24 protein-coding genes are annotated in these 17,046 nt (G+C 62.7%); 13 read left to right on the top strand and 11 right to left on the bottom strand.

Features of this window, described 5'->3' with window-relative positions; translation table 11 throughout:
• Positions 1–182: 182 nt before the first annotated feature.
• The 11 genes from ACVW1C_RS00640 to ACVW1C_RS00590 form a co-directional block, all read right to left on the bottom strand.
• Complete coding sequence (locus tag ACVW1C_RS00640; RefSeq protein WP_456756719.1) at positions 183–1,280, bottom strand: hypothetical protein; 1,098 nt, start codon at positions 1,278–1,280, stop codon at positions 183–185.
• Between the two features lie 64 nt (positions 1,281–1,344).
• A complete protein-coding gene (locus tag ACVW1C_RS00635; protein WP_456756718.1) occupies positions 1,345–1,644 on the bottom strand; it encodes a hypothetical protein in 300 nt (99 codons plus the stop codon).
• 8 nt (positions 1,645–1,652) lie between these two features.
• Complete coding sequence (locus ACVW1C_RS00630) at positions 1,653–1,841, bottom strand: hypothetical protein (protein ID WP_456756717.1); 189 nt, start codon at positions 1,839–1,841, stop codon at positions 1,653–1,655.
• A 65-nt stretch (positions 1,842–1,906) separates the two neighbouring features.
• The gene (locus tag ACVW1C_RS00625; RefSeq protein WP_173642692.1) at positions 1,907–2,047 is read right to left on the bottom strand and encodes a hypothetical protein; all 141 of its coding nucleotides are present in this window, start codon (positions 2,045–2,047) and stop codon (positions 1,907–1,909) included.
• 4 nt (positions 2,048–2,051) lie between these two features.
• A complete protein-coding gene (locus ACVW1C_RS00620; protein ID WP_456756716.1) occupies positions 2,052–2,390 on the bottom strand; it encodes a hypothetical protein in 339 nt (112 codons plus the stop codon).
• 13 nt (positions 2,391–2,403) lie between these two features.
• Positions 2,404–2,733 carry a hypothetical protein gene (locus ACVW1C_RS00615; RefSeq protein WP_456756715.1) on the bottom strand — a complete coding sequence of 110 codons (330 nt, stop codon included), beginning with the start codon at positions 2,731–2,733 and terminating at the stop codon, positions 2,404–2,406.
• Entirely contained in the window at positions 2,730–3,134 is a 405-nt protein-coding gene (locus ACVW1C_RS00610) for a hypothetical protein (RefSeq protein ID WP_456756714.1), read from the bottom strand. Before ACVW1C_RS00610 ends, ACVW1C_RS00615 begins: the two co-directional genes overlap by 4 nt.
• A gap of 38 nt (positions 3,135–3,172) precedes the next feature.
• Positions 3,173–3,415 (bottom strand): hypothetical protein, encoded by a 243-nt coding sequence (locus ACVW1C_RS00605; protein ID WP_456756713.1) that lies wholly within the window; start codon positions 3,413–3,415, stop codon positions 3,173–3,175.
• A 94-nt stretch (positions 3,416–3,509) separates the two neighbouring features.
• Positions 3,510–3,821, bottom strand: a complete 312-nt coding sequence (locus ACVW1C_RS00600) for a hypothetical protein (protein ID WP_456756712.1) — start codon at positions 3,819–3,821, stop codon at positions 3,510–3,512.
• A 207-nt stretch (positions 3,822–4,028) separates the two neighbouring features.
• The gene (locus ACVW1C_RS00595) at positions 4,029–4,337 is read right to left on the bottom strand and encodes a hypothetical protein (protein ID WP_456756711.1); all 309 of its coding nucleotides are present in this window, start codon (positions 4,335–4,337) and stop codon (positions 4,029–4,031) included.
• Between the two features lie 13 nt (positions 4,338–4,350).
• Positions 4,351–4,536, bottom strand: a complete 186-nt coding sequence (locus ACVW1C_RS00590) for a hypothetical protein (RefSeq protein ID WP_456756710.1) — start codon at positions 4,534–4,536, stop codon at positions 4,351–4,353.
• 721 nt (positions 4,537–5,257) lie between these two features.
• On the opposite strand from ACVW1C_RS00590, the gene ACVW1C_RS00585 reads away from it, so the two are divergent.
• The 13 genes from ACVW1C_RS00585 to ACVW1C_RS00525 all read left to right on the top strand — a co-directional run bounded on the left by ACVW1C_RS00585 (position 5,258) and on the right by ACVW1C_RS00525 (position 17,041).
• Entirely contained in the window at positions 5,258–6,457 is a 1,200-nt protein-coding gene (locus ACVW1C_RS00585) for an IS256 family transposase (RefSeq protein ID WP_456724903.1), read from the top strand.
• Between the two features lie 785 nt (positions 6,458–7,242).
• The gene (locus tag ACVW1C_RS00580; RefSeq protein ID WP_456756709.1) at positions 7,243–7,650 is read left to right on the top strand and encodes a hypothetical protein; all 408 of its coding nucleotides are present in this window, start codon (positions 7,243–7,245) and stop codon (positions 7,648–7,650) included.
• 248 nt (positions 7,651–7,898) lie between these two features.
• A complete protein-coding gene (locus ACVW1C_RS00575; protein WP_092114320.1) occupies positions 7,899–9,584 on the top strand; it encodes a terminase large subunit in 1,686 nt (561 codons plus the stop codon).
• Positions 9,585–9,592: 8 nt separating this feature from the next.
• Positions 9,593–10,885, top strand: a complete 1,293-nt coding sequence (locus ACVW1C_RS00570; RefSeq protein ID WP_456756708.1) for a phage portal protein — start codon at positions 9,593–9,595, stop codon at positions 10,883–10,885.
• A gap of 399 nt (positions 10,886–11,284) precedes the next feature.
• Positions 11,285–12,304, top strand: a complete 1,020-nt coding sequence (locus ACVW1C_RS00565; protein ID WP_456756707.1) for a head maturation protease, ClpP-related — start codon at positions 11,285–11,287, stop codon at positions 12,302–12,304.
• A gap of 36 nt (positions 12,305–12,340) precedes the next feature.
• Positions 12,341–13,399: a phage major capsid protein gene (locus tag ACVW1C_RS00560; RefSeq protein WP_456756706.1), complete on the top strand. Its 1,059-nt coding sequence runs from the start codon at positions 12,341–12,343 to the stop codon at positions 13,397–13,399.
• On the top strand, positions 13,375–13,761 hold the full coding sequence (locus tag ACVW1C_RS00555) for a phage major capsid protein (protein ID WP_456756705.1): 387 nt from the start codon (positions 13,375–13,377) through the stop codon (positions 13,759–13,761). The genes ACVW1C_RS00560 and ACVW1C_RS00555 overlap by 25 nt, the downstream gene beginning before the upstream one ends.
• A 155-nt stretch (positions 13,762–13,916) precedes the next feature.
• Positions 13,917–14,252: a hypothetical protein gene (locus ACVW1C_RS00550; protein ID WP_210285379.1), complete on the top strand. Its 336-nt coding sequence runs from the start codon at positions 13,917–13,919 to the stop codon at positions 14,250–14,252.
• Between the two features lie 87 nt (positions 14,253–14,339).
• Positions 14,340–14,843 carry a hypothetical protein gene (locus ACVW1C_RS00545; RefSeq protein WP_456756704.1) on the top strand — a complete coding sequence of 168 codons (504 nt, stop codon included), beginning with the start codon at positions 14,340–14,342 and terminating at the stop codon, positions 14,841–14,843.
• 32 nt (positions 14,844–14,875) lie between these two features.
• Entirely contained in the window at positions 14,876–15,535 is a 660-nt protein-coding gene (locus ACVW1C_RS00540; RefSeq protein WP_456756703.1) for a hypothetical protein, read from the top strand.
• Positions 15,536–15,657: 122 nt separating this feature from the next.
• A complete protein-coding gene (locus ACVW1C_RS00535) occupies positions 15,658–15,912 on the top strand; it encodes a hypothetical protein (RefSeq protein ID WP_173642706.1) in 255 nt (84 codons plus the stop codon).
• Positions 15,913–15,914: 2 nt separating this feature from the next.
• The gene (locus ACVW1C_RS00530) at positions 15,915–16,568 is read left to right on the top strand and encodes a hypothetical protein (RefSeq protein WP_456756702.1); all 654 of its coding nucleotides are present in this window, start codon (positions 15,915–15,917) and stop codon (positions 16,566–16,568) included.
• Positions 16,568–17,041, top strand: a complete 474-nt coding sequence (locus ACVW1C_RS00525) for a phage tail terminator-like protein (RefSeq protein WP_173642708.1) — start codon at positions 16,568–16,570, stop codon at positions 17,039–17,041. Before ACVW1C_RS00530 ends, ACVW1C_RS00525 begins: the two co-directional genes overlap by 1 nt.
• The last annotated feature ends 5 nt before the right edge of the window (positions 17,042–17,046 follow it).

Below are 17,046 nucleotides of genomic sequence, written 5' to 3'. Positions count from 1 at the left end.
CTTGAACGCTTGCCGCGCTTGAATTCGTCGCAGCGGCGCGCGTATTCCTCGGCCTCGGCCGCGGTATCAAACCGCCGCGATAGTTCGCCCCAATTGTTGAATTCGCAGCGATCAATCAGGCGAAACTTTCCGCTATCGGGCAAGATATCGAATCCATAGGCTCGCATTGCTGGCGAATCCGACTAGCTGGCGCGGATCGCGCAGAAAGGCGCAACCGGGAGGGATGGCCGAGGCGCGCCGAGCGATGACGAGGCCAGGAAGCGCGCGGCGCGGAAAGGCGCAACCGGGATAGGCGGGGCCGAGTTGAGCGCGGGCGCAAGCGGGAGGGAGTCGGCCGTAACCGGGAGGGAAGCCGCCGCGGTTTCGACGCTGGCGGGACTGTCCGCCACAAGCCGCAACTGCGGCGCCTCGGCCTCGGCCTTGGCTGCAGCTGCGCGCACCTCGGCCTCTTGCTCGGCGCGCCGGCCGGCCTCGGCCTCGGCCTTTGCCGCGGCTTTGGCCTCGGCCTGGGCCGCGCGAACGATGGCGCGGCGCCGCGCTTCAATTTCTAGCCATGCCATACCGCCGAGGCGCGACCGATAGTCTGCGATCTGCGCGCCGAGCTCGGCCGCGCGATCGTCGTCGGGGCCGGCCAAAATCTCGGCCTCGGCCGAGGCAATGAGATAGTGCCCGCGGTAGAAGTCGGCGCGCGTCAACCCGTCGACCTCGGCGGTTTCCGGCAAGGCCGAGGCCTCGGCGGAAAGCGCGACATGATCGAAACGGCCGCGACGATATTCGGCCGTCCGTGCGTTGCATTCCTCGGCCGGATATTCGGTGCCGGTAGCGTCACAGATGGCGGAAACGATGGACGGGACCGCGACACAATCGGAACCGATGGCCGAGGCTTTCCCGAATTCCCGGGCAATGCGTGCACGGTAGAAGGCAAAGGCAACGCGCAGTCCGCGGCCGATATTTACCGGCTTGCCGGGAAGGGAAACGGCCGGCGCGCGTACCACGGCGCCGCAAGAGAACGTGACAACGATAATAGGCGATTTGCCTAGGCGTTTGGTCGCGCTTGCCGGGATGACATAATCCGCCCATGGATCCGCCGCGCCGTCCGGGATCTTGGCCGCGCCGGATCCGGCTTTCTGCGCCGGCAATGCGAGGCGCAGCAAATCGGCAATGCCGCGCCAGTTCGCGCCGTCGGGATTCGCGGTCGCGTTGTCATAGGCGAGGATCGCCAGCGCGCGCCGTTCCGTTGCCTTTGCGGCCTTGGCCGCGATCAAATCAACCTGTTGCATGGTCCATTGTCCTTTCTGATTTGCGCACGATTGCGCCGAGAATTGAGGGAAGGCCGAGGCCAGGTTAGGCCGTAGCTTTGGCGCGGCGCCGCGCGTCAATCGCGGCGCGTATCTCTTTCTTGAACCCCGGCGCATAACGGCCGTTGAATGCACGCAATTCAGAAAAGGCGATATCGGCCGCGGCCTTGGCAATCCGGTATCGCGGATCGAATTTAATTCGGTCCGGAGTCAGTCCCATCGGGCCGCGCGCCGGAATCCCCATTTCGGCCGCAAGGCCTTCTGTCACGGCGCCGAGGCGCGCGCCGGCCTCTTTCATCCGGTTATCCAACTCGGCCGCGGCGGCTTGGAATGCTGCAAAATCCATCGGTGCACCTAGACGCTTTCGTCAAAGCGCGCGGCCTCAAAGTCGCGGCCTGCCTGTTCTGCCTCGGCGCCGGTAAGCATGCGGCGGCTTGTCGGATAATAGAACGCGCGCGTTCCTACCGGGATGAAATGGCCGTTGCGGTCATTGGCCGGATATTTGGTAATGATCCATCGCGGATCGCCGCCATAGCGTGCCATTGTAGTCTGTCCTTTCCAGTTTGCGCACAATCGCGCGGGAGACAAATTCGACGGCCGAGGCCGAGCTATTCCAGCATGTCCGCAATGAACCGGACCGCGGCCGGATATCGGCAGAAACTGCGCAGCAACGCGACGATTCCGCGCGCCGTGTAGTAACCCGCCGGGATACCGTGCAAGTTATCGGGAATGAAGGTTTCGCGGTCCATTGGCCTAGTATCCTGCAGCCTCGGCGGAATAGTCGCGCCGGCCAGTCTCGGCGGTTTGCCAGTCCGGAAAGCGCGCGCCGTTTTCGGTATCGTTGTAACCCGCCGAGAGCCTATCGGCCGCGCAGCTGCAAACGCCATCGCGGGTTATGCGTCCATCGCAGTCCGCGCCATCGTTGCACCATTCGTTAGTCACGGTTTGCCCGTCGAAAGAAAAGATGTTGGACTCGCGCGTCCATCCTTCGTCCGTTCTGGCGCCGTGCGAATGGTGCAACGTTTGGCCAGTCCGCAACGCGATACGGACAAGGCCGGATTTGTGATAGTGCCAAAAGCGCGCTGTTTTCATGGTGCGGTATCCCTCACGGAAGGCGGTTGAAAACGGAATGATAGGCCGAGGCCTCGGCGATGCATTCCCGCGCGGCCTCTAGATTGCGAGCGCGCGCCATGGGCGAGTTTTTCGCGGCGCGCCGATAGTAAGCCGCCCAGTGCAACGCCTCGGCCGCAAGCGCGCGGCGAGGCCGGCAAGATAGGCGAGATGTACGCAAGGCAACCGGACCGGCCGCGCGTTCTGCGCGCGCCGTGAATTCGATTCCGTTGCAGACAATCCAGAACGTTGCGACGTTGTGGCGCCGGCCGCGCGCCTCGGCGCGTAGCGCGGAAATGGTGCGGCGGAATGCATCCCGGTTCATGCTGCTCGCTCCAGTTCGCAAACCGCGGTCCATCCGGTTGCGTGATCATAGGAGGCCGCGCGCGCTACCATCGGCGGCTTGCGCAATTCGTCATCCGGCGGAATCACGCCATAGCGTTCCGGCGCAGCGTCAAGTTTCGCCATGGCTGCAGCATGCTCGGCCGCGCGCCACACATTGAAGGCCGCGACGATATGCGCCGGTAGCGGTTCAGCGTATCGGACAAGCATGCCGATTCCGGTCCGCATGGCGCGGCGGACGTCATCGCCATTTGCTATCGATAATTCATAGTCGGAAACCGAATGACGGATGGAAGCCTCATAGGTTCCGGTTTCATCCGTGACGCGATAGTAAACGGTCCCCATATAGGAGCACGTCCAAGCGAATTGCGGTTTGCGGTTCATAGTCGAAAGCCTCTTTCGATTGCGCACAATCGCGCGGGTTAGTTGGCCAGGTTCCTAGCTTCACGGTTAAGCGCGGAAACCTCGCGACGAAACGCCGTGATTCCCTTTTCTCCGATATCCAGCTTCCCGCCGGTCGGAGTCGGCAGATATCCGACATAACCGCGCATGTTGAAATACAGCTGGCCAGTCCGTGCGCCGTTCAAGAGAACGTCATAGCGCGGCGTCTTTTCCAGCGTTTGGCAACCGCGGCGGGTTTCCTGCAATTCCAATTTCCAAGGCATTGGCCGTTGTCCTTTTCGAGTTTGCGCACAATCGCGCTTTGGTCCGCTTTGGCGTTCCGTTGTACGGCGCTGCGCGGCGCCGTACAGGGGAAAGTCAGAAGGCGGCTTGATTGGGCGGCTTAGGCAATCCGGAAAGCGCGCTTAACGCTTGCGCAACAGACTGCGCGGCCTCGGCCGTCGGGCAATCGGTAATTGCTTCGCAACCGCCGGCTTTGAGATGGGCGTAAACGGTCCAAAACTCGGCCTCGGAATCCGGGATTCCGCCATTGGTGAACGTTAACCCAGTTTCGTCCGTTTCCGTGTTGCATCCGCCGACTTCGAGCCAATCAAATGGCGACCAATCCGGCGCCGCGTTGCCAGTGCAGCAATTGAAATAGACAGCGCCGTCAAGTGACTCTGCAGGCATTGCCCTAGCTCCTCAAAGGCAAGAATTCAGGAAGGCGCGCTTTCCGTTGCGGACCGCGTCGCGCCGAGTCCGCTTGTCGCTCGGCCGGCGGTCCGAATCATGCTTGCGATACTTCATGGCCTTTTTCCTTTTCGAGTTGCGCACAATTGCGCGGTTTCGGCGGGTTGCCGGTTATGCCGTGACGCGCACGGCATAGGCTGCAAACCGTTAGCGGCGATCCTGCAGCGCGCTGGCGATGGTATCGCCAAAGCCCAGCAGGATCGAAACGGAATCGGATTGGGCCAGGTCGGCGCCAGTTTCGCAGCGAATGACGGCCGGCGCGGTCCCGCGCCATCCGCGGTGAATGATCGAATTTGCGAAACGATGGTGCGCATAGTCGGGATTCGAGAGGAGCACGGCGCAATGTGCTGCGCGCTGCATTGTCCGCCTATCAGCTGCAGCCATCCAAGCAAAATCGAATGCATCGCGTAAGGCATGGCGCGCCGTGTCAAGTGCATTAGGGTTTCCGATTTGCATTGTCGCGCGCTCCTCAATTCGCGATTGCGAGCGCAAGCCGCGCGGTGCGGATATGGCCGAGGCGGTCCGCGGGAATGGCGCGATCGGCCGAGGCCAGGGTTTCGGCATTGGACACAAGCCGCAATGCGAGTGTGAGGTTTCCGAGGCGGATCGCCGCGGCCGCATGATGCAACAGGCTTCTAACGGTTGAGTTTGTCACTGCTCTTGCCTTCAAGTTTGCGCACAATCGCGCGGGTTGAGCCGGACCGGGTTAGCGGCGCGGCGGACTGGAACGGCGCGCGCGGCGCCGGATCATGAGGCGCCGAGGCTTTGCCGGCGCGTAAAGGAAGGGAGCTAGGCCCATCCAGCAAAGGGAATAGATCGATGCAAAGATGCAACCGGCCAAAGCCGGATTCGCGATGCATGAGGAAATGAAGAGGTTCATTTCGCGGCCTTTTGATTTGCGCACAATCGCGCCTCACAAGCCGCACATGCCTATACTCGGCCGGCGGCGTCAATAGGCAAAACGCAAAAGTGCGAAAAAAAGTTAGATTAATCCGGTCGAGTATCGCAATATTGAGGCTTTAGGCGTCAAGCGCGGCATTGATCCGCCCCAATAGCTCGGCGCGTTGCCTGCCAGTATCTGGCCTAATCCCTGCAATGATCGCCCAAATCTGCCGCGCGACGTCCGGACCGGCGCCGTTAGCCCGATACTGCGCCAGTGTGTTTTCCGACACGTAGAGAAGCCGCGCAGCTGCAGCATTCGAGAGGCCGGCGGCTTCCTGGGTCGTGTCCCCGGTGGTGGTGTAGCTCGGTAGAGCAAAGCCGCCCGGACGCGCGCCTCAACTAGCGCCGTAGCGGGCGGGCGGCTTTGCGGTGGTCACCGGCGGTTCTCCGGTAGGATCGGGTTGCGACACGCCAACGCAACCGAGGAACCACCGATGACCGACGACATGATGAACCTGCGCACGCTCGTGGAGAAGACCCCTGATGCCGATCTGTTGCGCGAGATGATCGGCTTTGCTGCCCAGCGGCTGATGGAGCTGGAAGTCGAAGGCCAAACCGGTGCAGCCTACGGCGAGAAGAACCCCGAACGGCTGGCCCAGCGCAACGGCTACCGCGACCGGACCTGGGAGACCCGGGCCGGCACGGTCGAGCTTCGCATCCCCAAGCTGCGCAAGGGCTCCTACTTCCCGGGTTTCCTGGAGCCGCGCCGGATGGCCGAGAAGGCGCTCACCGCCGTAGTTCAGGAAGCCTATGTGCAGGGCGTCTCGACCCGCTCGGTCGACGATCTGGTCCAGGCGATGGGGATGAGCGGCATCTCCAAGAGCCAGGTGAGCCGGCTCTGCGCGGAGATCGACGACAAGGTGAAGGCGTTCCTCGCCCGGCCGATCGAGGGCGACTGGCCATATCTGTGGATCGACGCCACCTACGTGAAGGTGCGCCAGCAGGGGCGCATCGTGTCGGTCGCAGTGATCGTCGCTGTTGGCGTCAACAGCGACGGCCGGCGCGAAGTTCTCGGCATGGATATTGGCCCTTCCGAGGCCGAGACGTTCTGGACGGCGTTCCTGCGCAAGCTCGCTCGCCGGGGCTTGCGTGGCGTCAAGTTGGTCGTCTCCGACGCCCATGAGGGCATCAAGGCCACCGTCGCCAAGGTGCTCAATGCCAGCTGGCAACGCTGCCGCGTGCACTTCATGCGCAATGCATTGGCCCATGCCGGCAAGAGCGGCCGCCGCGTCGTCTCCGCCTTCATTGCCACGGCGTTCGCCCAGGACGATGCCGAGGCCGCACAAGCACAGTGGCGGAAGGTCGCCGACCAGCTTCGTCCCAAGCTGCCCAAGCTTGCCGGCTTCCTCGACGAGGCCGAGACCGATGTGCTCGCTTATATGGCGTTCCCGCCGCAACACCGGACCAAGCTGCACTCGACCAACCCGATCGAGCGCCTCAACGGCGAGATCAAGCGCCGCACCGAGGTCGTCGGCATCTTCCCCAATGAAGACGCCATCGTCCGCCTCATCGGCGCGATCCTGCTCGAGCAAAATGATGAATGGGCCGTCCAGCGCGCTCGCTATATGACGCTGGAAACCATCGCGCCGTTGAGCGATGATCCCACTGTCAGCCTTCCGGCGATCGCCAGCTGACCTGCCCGGCTCTTGCCGGTGAACGCGGTCTCCCGCCGCCAGCTACACCACGCAACGGGACACGATCGCTTCCTGCCAAGCCACGAATTCGGCCGCGCTGATTCTAAGTGACGTGTCCGCCGAGGCGAAAGCCCGGCTTGCCGGCTTGCGCGCAGTCTTTGCCTTTCCCGTCATTGTCCCGCCCATTGGTCGCCTCACAATTGAGTAATGCCGCAGTCATCCAGCCCGGCAAGTATCACGGAATTGAGATGCATCAAGCGCGCTTGGCGCCGTCATCCACCGCGCAGCACTGCAACAGCGATTTGACAACCGACTCAAGTTACGATTCAGAACAGGCATTCGGCGCAATGTCGCTGCAATCCAAACCCGCCGCGGGAAGCCCGGCGGGTTTCGCATTTCTGGCCTCGGCGCCACGGCCTCGGCGGATCGCCGCAAGTCCGCAACGTCAACCGCACCACGCCACTAGGTCGAGCTAGTCGAGAGGGAAGCGCGGGAGGTTACCGCGCGCGGCGCGGGCGCCAGCGGCACCCATGCGTTAGGCCAGCGCGGCAAGGCCAGGTCGCTCCGATTGACGCGCAACGCGCCAGCGCCCGCCGCATGACGCGCGCAGCACCACGCCAGCCATCCGGACCGGCCAGCGCCTCGAGGCCAAGGGGTATGGGGTCGGAAAGTCTAGGAATCGCCGGGACCCCCTACCGCACGGGGGCTCATTCGCACAATTTTTTTTGGTCGACCGGAAATTTCATCCAGTTCGCCCAAAACGGCAAAGAAATTGGAGTTTCGGCATGGACCGAGGTCGGCCGGCGTTCAAACCGACGAAAGCGCAGCGCACGAAGGTCGAGGAGTGGATCGCGTGCGGAATGTCCCAGGATGAATGCGCTCGAGTGCTCGGGATCTCGACGCCGACGCTGGTGAAGTCCTTCCCCGAGGAGATCGCGACCGGTGTGGCCAAGAAGCGGGCCGAGGTTGTCGGGATGCTCTTCAAGCAGGCGAAGAAGGGCAACGCCACCTGCATCAAGAAACTCGAGGAGATGACCCGGGTATCGGCCGCTGCTCAGGCGGTCGCCGATCTCGGCAACGCCGGTGTCGAGGTTCCGGCTGCACCACGTGCACCAGAGAAGGTTGGGAAAAAGGCGGAGCGAAAGGCCGCGGCCGAAAGAGTTGCGGCATCGGGAGCGTTTTCAGCCCCCTGAGCCGCCAAAGATTGGCCTGGTGATCGACAATACCGCGGTTAACGAGTAGCCGGCATGCGCGGGCGGCAGTCCTATGAAGAGCGCCCGGGTCGCCGCATCATCACCATGCGGATCATGCGTCGCCTGCCGCACTGTCCCCTTGATCGGGCCGTCGGCATCCTATCGCGGTGTGGCAAGCGGCGCGCTGAGCCTCTCGTGACCGGCCGGCACAAGGGGTTTCGCCTGCGTCATAGGTCCACGCGATCGCAATGACCACTCCGGTTTGGTCAACCGCGTGCATCGACTGGGAACGGAGGATAGTTGCGGGTGAGGGGCTGATCGCGTTCGAGCCGCTGTTCCCGAGCGAGGCCGATGCCGCCCTCGAGGTGTTCAAGTCGCTCCGGATCTACGATCTGCCGCGGCAGCCCACCTTCGGCGAGGTCTGCGAGCCCTGGGTATTCGACTTTGTCCGCGCGATCTTCGGCGCCTATGACCACGGGCAGGCGAAGCGGCTGATCCGCGAGTTCTTGCTGCTGATCAGCAAGAAAAACACGAAGTCGACGATTGCCGCCGGCATCATGGTTACCGCGCTGGTGCGGAATTGGCGGCACGGCGCCGAACTGCTGATCTTGGCACCGACGATCGAGATCGCCAACAACTCGTTCGTGCCTGCGGCAGCCATGGTCAGGCTGCACCCCAAGCTGAGGGAACTGCTGCACGTCCAGGACAACTACCGGCAGATCACGCATCTGACCACGGATGCTGTTCTGAAGGTCGTCGCCGCCGATACCGATGTGGTCGGCGGCAAGAAAGCAGCCTTCGTCCTGGTCGACGAGCTCTGGATATTCGGCAAGCGTGCGAACGCCTCGGCGATGCTGCAGGAGGCGCTCGGCGGCCTAGTCTCGAGGCCGGAAGGTTTCGTCATTTTCCTGACGACCCAGTCAGATGCTCCCCCGACCGGCGTGTTCAAGGAGAAGCTGGACTACTTCCGCGATGTCCGGGACGGAAAGATCGTGGATCCGACCAGCCTCGGCGTGCTGTACGAATTCCCTGCGGCGATAATCGCAGCGAAGGCCTATCTCGATCCGTCAAATTGGCGGATCACCAACCCCAACCTCGACAAGTCCGTCAGCACGGAATGGCTGCTGAGCGAATTGATCAAGGCCCAGCGCGGGAACGAGGACGCGCTCCGGACCTTCCTCGCCAAGCATCTCAACGTCGAGATCGGCATGAACCTCCGGGCCAATCGTTGGCCTGGCGCAACGCATTGGCAGAAGCGCGGCGATCAGAAGATCACGCTGCGCTACCTGTTCAAGGTCTGCGACGTCATCGTGCCCGGTATAGACGGCGGCGGGCTCGACGACCTCTTTGGGCTCAGCTTGCTGGGCCGGCACAAGATCACGAAGGACTGGCTCCTCTGGGTGCATGCGTGGTGCCACCGCGGCGTGCTCGATCTGCGGCAGTCGATCGCACCGCGCCTGCTGCAATTCGAAAAGGAGGGCGATCTCACGATCGTCGATGACGAACTCGAGGACATCTCGAAGATCGTTCGCATCATCAAGTTGGTGAAGAAGAAGCGGCTCCTGGGCGGTGTTTCGGTCGACCCTGCCGGCCTCGGCGAATTCGTTGACGCCTTGGCCGACAAGGAAATCGACATCACGGTCGAGAACAAGCTGCTCATCGGCGCCCCGCAGGGCTTCGGCATGATGAACAGCATCAAGACCTGCGAACGCAAGCTGGTCAAAGGAACGCTGCGGCACGCGCCGAGTCCGATGATGGATTGGTGCGTCAGCAATCTGAAGATCGAGCCTACTGCCACGGCAATCAGGGCAACGAAGCAGACCGCGGGCGATGCCAAGATCGACCCCGCGATTGCGATGTTCAATTCAGCCTACCTGATGGCGACCAATCCAAAGGCTCATGGCCACGCGAAGCCGAGGGCCATGGTTCTTTGAGGGTCTGAATGGGCATCTTCGATATCTTCAGATCCCGTGGCGGCGTTCCGGTGGAGCAGCGGCGCGAGCCGCGGGTCATGGCCTCCGCCGAGGTTTCGTCGATCGCGGACCTCGATGATCCGCGTATCCAGGAATATCTGCGCGGCCGCGGTTTCGGCAGCGAGGCCGGCGCGCCGGTGAACCCGCACTCCGCGTTGAAGGTGGCCACCGCTTTTCGGTGCGCGGCCATCATCAATGGTGCCATCGCGACGCTGCCGATGGACATCAAGCGGCGGACCGGCAACACCCGCGTCGATGCCAACGATGCCATCATCTGGGACGTGCTGAAGACGAAGCCGAACCCCTGGCAGACGCCGAGCGAATTCAAGCGCCTCATGCAGATGATGGTGCTGATGCGCGGCAATGGCCATGCGCTGATCGTGAGAGGAGCGTTTGGCAAGATCAAGTGGCTGATCCCGCTGGTCGGCGCGATGCAGGTCAAGCAGAACACCGACTTCACGCTGACCTATACGTACAATCGGCCGGATGGTGCGCAGATCACGATTGCGCAAGAAGACATCCTTCACCTCCGCGGCATGTCGTTGGACGGCATCAACGGGCTTTCGGTTCTCGGTTTCGCTCGCGAGACGATCGGCATCTCGATCCAGTCGGAGAAGCACCTGGCCAAGGTGTTCAAGAACGGCACTTCCGTGGGGACCGTTCTCTCAACCGCCGGCGAGGTTGACGACAGGGAAAGGTTGAAGGCTGATCTTGAGGAGTACCGTGGTGCGGAGAACGCGCACAAGACCCTCATCCTCGAGGGTGGTCTGAAATGGGAGAAGGTCGACCTCAGCAACCTTGATCTCCAGTTCATCCAGAACCGTGAGATCACGGCGACCGAGATCTGCATGTTCTTCGGAGTGCCGCCGTTCATGGTCGGTCTGACCACGAAGCAAACGTCGTGGGGCTCCGGCGTTGAACAGATGGGCATCGGATTCGTCGCCTATACGCTTCAGGACTGGTTCACGATGTGGCAGGACGCGATCAAGCGCGATCTGCAGCCGCCGGATGACCCAACCCTTTACGTGCGGATCAATCCGTCGGGATTGTTGCGGGCCGACATCAAGACGCGAGTGCTGTCGTATGCCGTCGGTCGCCAATGGGGCTGGTGGTCTGCTGACGACGTGCGCGAGATGGAAGACGAGAACCCGCTGCCCGACGGCATCGGCCAGACATACCTGCAGGCGGTCAACATGCAGGACGCCAGCAAGGCGACGGCCGATCTGGCCGCGCACGATCCAAACGCTCCGACATCCAAGTAATTGACGAGAGGGCACATGGCTGATCTCAATCGCGCCGGCCGCGCGTTCGCGCGTGACCTTATCGCCGGTGACAACATCGATCGGGACTCGGCGTGGTCGCTCACTGCCGATGATGGCAATACGCTGCTCGGCGACGCTGGCTCCGACTGGGCGAATTACGGCAAGCATCATCTCGGTATCGACACGACCGAGAACTTCGACACCAAAGACCATTGGAAGTACCCGTTCGCCAAAGACGGCAAGATCTATCGGAGCGCCCTGGTCGCGATCCGGCAGCGGTCGAGCTCGCAAAAGGACAAGGTAGTCTATGATGCAGCCGGCGCGCTCCTCGACGAGATCGACGGCGACACTGACTCGAGCCAGGCTATTGCCGGCAAGGGCCCGAACGCCGGAGGTGGCGTGATCACCGTAGCGAACCGGCCCCCGCGCATTGAAGTGCAGCCGCGCTCGGACCTCGCGTCGTCGGCGCCAGCGAGTCCTGATTGCTTCTCGCGCTGGAATCCCGGCATCCGCGCCGCGACCGCAGACGAACCGAACGTCATCGAGATGTTCGACGTGATTGGATACGACTTCTGGAGCGGCGGCGGGATCACCGCGGAGTCCGTTTCCAGCCAGTTGAAGAGCTTCAGCGGCCAGCCGGTCGAGGTGCAGATCAATTCGCCCGGTGGCGATATGTTCGAAGGCATCGCGATCTACAACCTGCTGAATCAGTATCCCGGCAAGGTTACGGTCAAAGTGATGGCCCTCGCGGCAAGCGCGGCCTCGGTGATCGCCATGGCCGGCGATGACGTCCAGATCGGGCAGGGCGCCTTCATCATGATCCACAACTGCTGGGTCATGGCGATTGGCAACCGCAACGATATGCGTGAAGTCGCGGACTATCTCGAGCCGTTTGACCAGGCGCTGCGCGACATCTACGTCGCCCGGACCGGCATGAAGGCGAACGACGTCGCCACCTATATGGACGACGAGACGTTCATCGGCGCGCGGCAGGCGATCGACGAGGGCTTTGCAGACACCCTCCTGTCGCAGGAGAAGATCAAGGAAGACAAGAAGGCCGCCGCAAGCTCGAAGTCCAAGATTGCTGCCCTTCACATTGAAGCTGCCTTGGTCCGCCGGGGGCACGTCCCGGCGGCACAGGCGCGCAGCATGATTGTGAATGCGGCCGGTGCCGGCGCCGACGGTACGCCGGCAGTTCGTGAGATCGAGAAGATCCTGACCCGGAACGATGGCGAGCATGAAGGCATGTCTCGCGGCACGTTCCGTGCGCTCATCCGAGATTTGAAGAGCGGCACGCCTGCGGCGGCCGCCAATCAAAGTGACGTCATGCCTGGCGCTGACGTCGGGTCCAAGCCTGGCGCTGGACAAGCCGAACTGCTGACGGCGATCGCCGCCTTCAAGCAGGTCGCGAAGTCGTAACGCTCAACGCAATCCATCCAATCGGAGAATTTGGCCATGACGCGCCATTTCGCGCCGCGCAGCCTGCTGTCTGCTGCGCCTCGTGCACTCATGCTCCCGGGAGTCCGCGCCGACGTAAGTCCGGCCGAGCTCGTCCAGGGGCTCACCAAGGATCTGGGCGACTTCAAGTCGGCTCAGGTCGAAGCCATGAAGCAGCTCGAGAAGGTCGTGAACGACTTCCGTGCTGCCAACGACACGTCTTTGAAGGCGAAGGTCGACGATGCCGTGATGACCGAGCAGGTCAACCGCATCAACGCCGCGATCGACGAGGGCGTGAAGCAGCAGAAGGACATCGGCGCCAAGATCGACAAGATCACCGCTGAGATCGAGAAGCTGACCGAGAAGCAGGCGTCCCTGACCGTTCTGGGCAATGGCACCAAGGCGAGCAAGGATCCGCGCACGTCGAACCCGAACTTGCCGGAGTACGCGAAGGCGTTTAACCGGTACTTCCGCCGCGGCGAAAATGCCGTGGAAGGTGGCGCCTCGGCGCTGCGCGACCTCGAGGTGAAGGCCGCGATGTCCGTCGGCTCCGATCCGGATGGTGGCTACACCGTCCTGCCGGAGATCGAACAGACCATCGACGAGGTCGTCCAGCAGATCTCGCCGATGCGCGATCTCGCGACCGTCATGACGATCGGCACCTCGGAGTACCGCAAGCTGGTCAACCAGCACGGCACCGCCTCGGGCTGGGTCGGTGAGGTGGACTCGCGTCCGCAGACTGCCGGCTCGAACCTGAGCGAGCTGAAGTTCCCGATCATGGAGATGTATGCCATGCCGGCAGCGTCCCAGAGCCTGCTCGACGACTCGTTCGTTGACATCGGTGCATGGATCGCCGGTGAGGTGCAGCTCGAGTTCGCCCGCCAGGAAGGCAACGCCTTCGTGGTCGGCGACGGCCAGAACAAGCCGAATGGCATCGTCGGTGGCTACCAGACCGTGGCCAACAACGCCTATACCTGGGGCAAGATCGGCTTCGTGACCACCGGCGCGCCGCGCCTTCGCGCGCCTTCGCGAACGCCAACCCGGCCGACTGCTTGGTCGACCTCCTGCACTCGGTGAAGAGCCCGTACCGCATCAATTCGACCTTCGTGGCGAACCGCGGCACGCTCGGCGCGATCCGGAAGCTGAAGGACGGCCAGGGCAACTACCTCCTGAACATGGTCCTTCGTCAGGAGGGCTTCATCGAGGAGATCCTCGGTCGTCCCGCGGTCGAGATGCCTGACATGCCGGACATGGGCGCGAACTCGCTCTCGGTCGCTTACGGCGATTTCAAGCGCGCCTATCTGATCATCGACCGGATCGGCATCCGCGTCCTGCGCGACCCGTACACCGCTAAGCCCTACGTGCTGTTCTACACGACCAAGCGCGTCGGCGGTGGCGTGCAGAACTTCGAGGCGTTCAAGCTCCTGAAGTTCGCGTAAGCGCACTCCGAGCCACGTTCGCAAGCGCGGCTCGGCCAACGCCGGGCCGCGGCACCTTCCCCCAATTTCCTCAACCTTCAGAAGGGACCTGCGCTATGAAGCGTGATCTCCGGAGCAACGTTGACGTTGCTCAGACTCTTGCGCCGGCGGCCCGTGTGAACGGCACCGCAAACGGCGTAACCGTCGACCTCCAGGGCTACGAGAGCGCGATGTTTGCGTTCGAGGCCGGTGCATGGACCGACGGCTCGCACACCCCGTCGATCCAGCACAGCGATGACGGCACGACCTTCGTTGCCGCCGCCGCCCCGGACATCCAGGGCGCATTCGCTCCGGTTACCAGCGGAGCCGGCCAGAATGCCGTGCAGCGCGTCGGCTATGTCGGCAGCAAGCGCTACGTCCGCGGATCGGTCCTCACGTCCGGCGCGACCACCGGCCTGGTGCAGTCGATGGCCGTCGTCCGCTCGCGGGCCCGTGTGTCGCCGCTTCCGTAACCGAACGCGGAGTGATCAGGTGCGGCGCCGTATCCATGACGGCGCCGCAGCCTGTGAGCCGGTGTTCAACATTTAGGGAGACCTGCCATGAGCGCAGTAGTCGTGACGCCGTTTCCTGGCGTCAAGGATGGCGAGACCAATCCAACCCATTTCGTCGAGGGAGACGTGATTGATGGGGACCTCGCTGAGACCGCCTTGAGGTATGGCCTCGCGGTTCAGGAGGGTAGCGAAGGGGCCGATACCGCCGGTGCTGGCGATGGCGGCGGAAAGGTGATCGTCGTCGACGGCCAGGTCGAGATCCCGGAGAACTGGCCGAAACTGAAATGGTTTGCCCTGAAGGCCTTGGCCGAGAAGATCCTCGGCAAGCCCGTGGCAGGAACCGATGAGGCCCGCAACATCGTGCAGGCGGAGGTCGACCGGCGCGCGAATCCCGAGACGTCGGAAGCGGGCGCGGCTGGTGCTGGCGACGATGTGGCGCCGGTCGGTCAAAAGGAAGGTGGTGAAAGCCAAGCTGGTGCCGGAAGCGCGCAGGCCGATGCCGGTGGCAAGCCTGTCGCCGGCACGGATGCCGGCGCTGCCACGGCCGGCTGATATCTGGATCGGCTGCGACGGCGGAGGCGTAGATGCTCAGCACCATCGTTCGCGCCGTCGCGGCGACCACAACAGGCTTGACCACGCGAGACCGCGTCAAGAGCGACCTCAAAATCACCGGAACAGTCGAGGACGCATATATTGACGAGGCGATCGCGCGCGTTTCGGCGCTGATCTGCTCGTACCTCAAGGTTCCGATGGCCGATGACGGATCCCGCACCCTAGCGTCCGAGGATCTCGTCCAGACCTTTCGGTTTCGCCACCACGACCATCATCGGGAGAGCTTGGTCCTGGCCCGCAAGCCAGTCACCGCGGTGGCGTACGTCAAGATCAACGATGTCGAGATCGACCAGGACGACTATGAACTGATCGGCCGAAGCGGCATCCTTTATCGGCTTCGCTTCGGACATCCAAGTCATTGGCCGTGCCGCGGCAAGGTCGAGGTACGCAGCACCGCCGGTTGGCTCCTGCCCGACGACACCGGACAGTCGACATTGCCGTCGGATATCGAGGGCGTCGGTGTGGATCTGATCAAGGCAGCGCGCGAGGCGCGGACACGGGATCCGATGGTCAAGTCGGTTGCGGTGGTCGATGTCGACCAAGTCGACTACTGGGTCGGCAATATCGGGCAGGGGCCATTCCCGCCGGATATCGAGGCCAAGCTCGAAGCCTACAGGTATCGATCACTGTGAGCGAATACACCGATCGGCAGGATGCATCCCTCGCGGCTCGAGGCGAAAACATCCTTTTGCGCCGAACCATCGGCGCGAGTAGGGATGAGGTCGGGGTTCGAGCGCACGTCCGCAGCTATCGGATGAATGCCGACGAACTCGCCAGGGGAATCTACAAGCAGCCGTACGTCGTCATTATAACGCTGACGCAGATCACGGCCGCGGGGTGGCCGGAGCATGCATCGGCTGCTGCCGCGGCACCATTCGATGTCGACCCACGCATTCCAGTGATCGGCGACGTCACCATCATCAAGGGCGGCGCCAAAACAGTGAAGGCAGTCGATCCGGTTGCGGTCGACGACGAAGTCGTCCGCGTCAAGATGATCGTCGATGGTTAGAGATGGCCCGCATCTCGACCTTCGAGCGCGATCTGAAACTCGCCACGGCGGGGATGGCGCCAGAGAACATCGCAAAGGAGTTGGCCGCATTCGCGAGGCAGGAACTGGCGGCCGTCATTCAATCCGGAGAGGGATCTGAGCGCTACGATCGCTACGTGAACGGAAGTCTCGGCGCCGCGGAGGAAACAGTCGTTCCGCCGGGCCCGATCCTCTACGTCTTCCATTGGTGGCGTGAGATCGTCGAGTTCGCGCTGCAAACCGCGGTCGAGCGGTCGCCTGAGAAGTCGGGCCGTTACAAGCGGGCTTGGTTCATCATGACGCCAGGTGGCGTCGTGAAGAGCTTCGACGAGATACCGATCAACTCGACGGTCATCCTCACCAACAACCAGCCCTACAGCCGGAAAATCGACGTCGGTCACATGCGGATGTCGGTGCCGCCCGGTGTTGTTGAAGATGTCCGCAAGGCGGTTATGGCGAGATTTGGCAACTTCATCACGGCGAAGCGCACGATGATCACGTTGCCAGGTGGCTACATCCTCAAGGGGCACTTTCGCCGCGGCTATCGACCGTTCGCGCGGACAAAGCTGCGGAAAGACACTATGGCGGGAGCGCAGATGACGTATCCGGCGCTCGTTCTGACGATGAAGGTCTCCTGATGGATCTGCCGTACGACGAGGTATTCGACGCCATTCGTGACTATCTCGGCTACGTCGATGTCGATACCAACGCTCCGGTCATTGGCAACTGGGATTTCAGCGTTGCGCCGCTGGTCTATGAAAACGAAGGGGATGGCTCTCCCAGCGGAGAGATCAAGAGCTGGGTCCTCGTCATCCTGAACAGCCAGCTTTACGGCCAGCAGTCGATAGGCGGCGGCATCGACGCCGGCGACAACCGCTGGGATGAAGACGGCACCATCTGGTTTCACGTCTTCACGCCTCGCGGCATCGGCTCGCGTGAGGCGCGGCGCATCGCGAAGGGCCTTGCCAATATGTTCCGCGGCAAGACGATGCTCAATGACCGGCTCGAGTTCTTGGATGCCGACATGGGCGCGGGCGATCCCGGTGCGGAGAACGCGAACTATTACCTGATGTCCGTCAGCATCGAATGGCGCCTGATCGAGGCGGAATAGGAGAC

This window comes from Bradyrhizobium sp. USDA 4011 (assembly GCF_054063415.1).
The sequence above is the reverse complement of the archived record's forward strand: the minus strand, read 5'-3'. Positions and strand labels throughout refer to the sequence as shown.

Coding starts and splice junctions, on each gene's coding strand:
- ACVW1C_RS00610 (WP_456756714.1), bottom strand. CDS start 3,134: ATGAACCGCAAACCGCAATTCGCTTGGACGTGCTCCTATATGGGGACC.
- ACVW1C_RS00570 (WP_456756708.1), top strand. CDS start 9,593: ATGGGCATCTTCGATATCTTCAGATCCCGTGGCGGCGTTCCGGTGGAG.
- ACVW1C_RS00635 (WP_456756718.1), bottom strand. CDS start 1,644: ATGGATTTTGCAGCATTCCAAGCCGCCGCGGCCGAGTTGGATAACCGG.
- ACVW1C_RS00595 (WP_456756711.1), bottom strand. CDS start 4,337: ATGCAAATCGGAAACCCTAATGCACTTGACACGGCGCGCCATGCCTTA.
- ACVW1C_RS00540 (WP_456756703.1), top strand. CDS start 14,876: ATGCTCAGCACCATCGTTCGCGCCGTCGCGGCGACCACAACAGGCTTG.
- ACVW1C_RS00615 (WP_456756715.1), bottom strand. CDS start 2,733: ATGAACCGGGATGCATTCCGCCGCACCATTTCCGCGCTACGCGCCGAG.
- ACVW1C_RS00585 (WP_456724903.1), top strand. CDS start 5,258: ATGACCGACGACATGATGAACCTGCGCACGCTCGTGGAGAAGACCCCT.
- ACVW1C_RS00640 (WP_456756719.1), bottom strand. CDS start 1,280: ATGCAACAGGTTGATTTGATCGCGGCCAAGGCCGCAAAGGCAACGGAA.
- ACVW1C_RS00630 (WP_456756717.1), bottom strand. CDS start 1,841: ATGGCACGCTATGGCGGCGATCCGCGATGGATCATTACCAAATATCCG.
- ACVW1C_RS00545 (WP_456756704.1), top strand. CDS start 14,340: ATGAGCGCAGTAGTCGTGACGCCGTTTCCTGGCGTCAAGGATGGCGAG.
- ACVW1C_RS00620 (WP_456756716.1), bottom strand. CDS start 2,390: ATGAAAACAGCGCGCTTTTGGCACTATCACAAATCCGGCCTTGTCCGT.
- ACVW1C_RS00560 (WP_456756706.1), top strand. CDS start 12,341: ATGACGCGCCATTTCGCGCCGCGCAGCCTGCTGTCTGCTGCGCCTCGT.
- ACVW1C_RS00600 (WP_456756712.1), bottom strand. CDS start 3,821: ATGCCTGCAGAGTCACTTGACGGCGCTGTCTATTTCAATTGCTGCACT.
- ACVW1C_RS00625 (WP_173642692.1), bottom strand. CDS start 2,047: ATGGACCGCGAAACCTTCATTCCCGATAACTTGCACGGTATCCCGGCG.
- ACVW1C_RS00605 (WP_456756713.1), bottom strand. CDS start 3,415: ATGCCTTGGAAATTGGAATTGCAGGAAACCCGCCGCGGTTGCCAAACG.
- ACVW1C_RS00530 (WP_456756702.1), top strand. CDS start 15,915: ATGGCCCGCATCTCGACCTTCGAGCGCGATCTGAAACTCGCCACGGCG.
- ACVW1C_RS00575 (WP_092114320.1), top strand. CDS start 7,899: ATGACCACTCCGGTTTGGTCAACCGCGTGCATCGACTGGGAACGGAGG.
- ACVW1C_RS00525 (WP_173642708.1), top strand. CDS start 16,568: ATGGATCTGCCGTACGACGAGGTATTCGACGCCATTCGTGACTATCTC.
- ACVW1C_RS00535 (WP_173642706.1), top strand. CDS start 15,658: ATGAATGCCGACGAACTCGCCAGGGGAATCTACAAGCAGCCGTACGTC.
- ACVW1C_RS00580 (WP_456756709.1), top strand. CDS start 7,243: ATGGACCGAGGTCGGCCGGCGTTCAAACCGACGAAAGCGCAGCGCACG.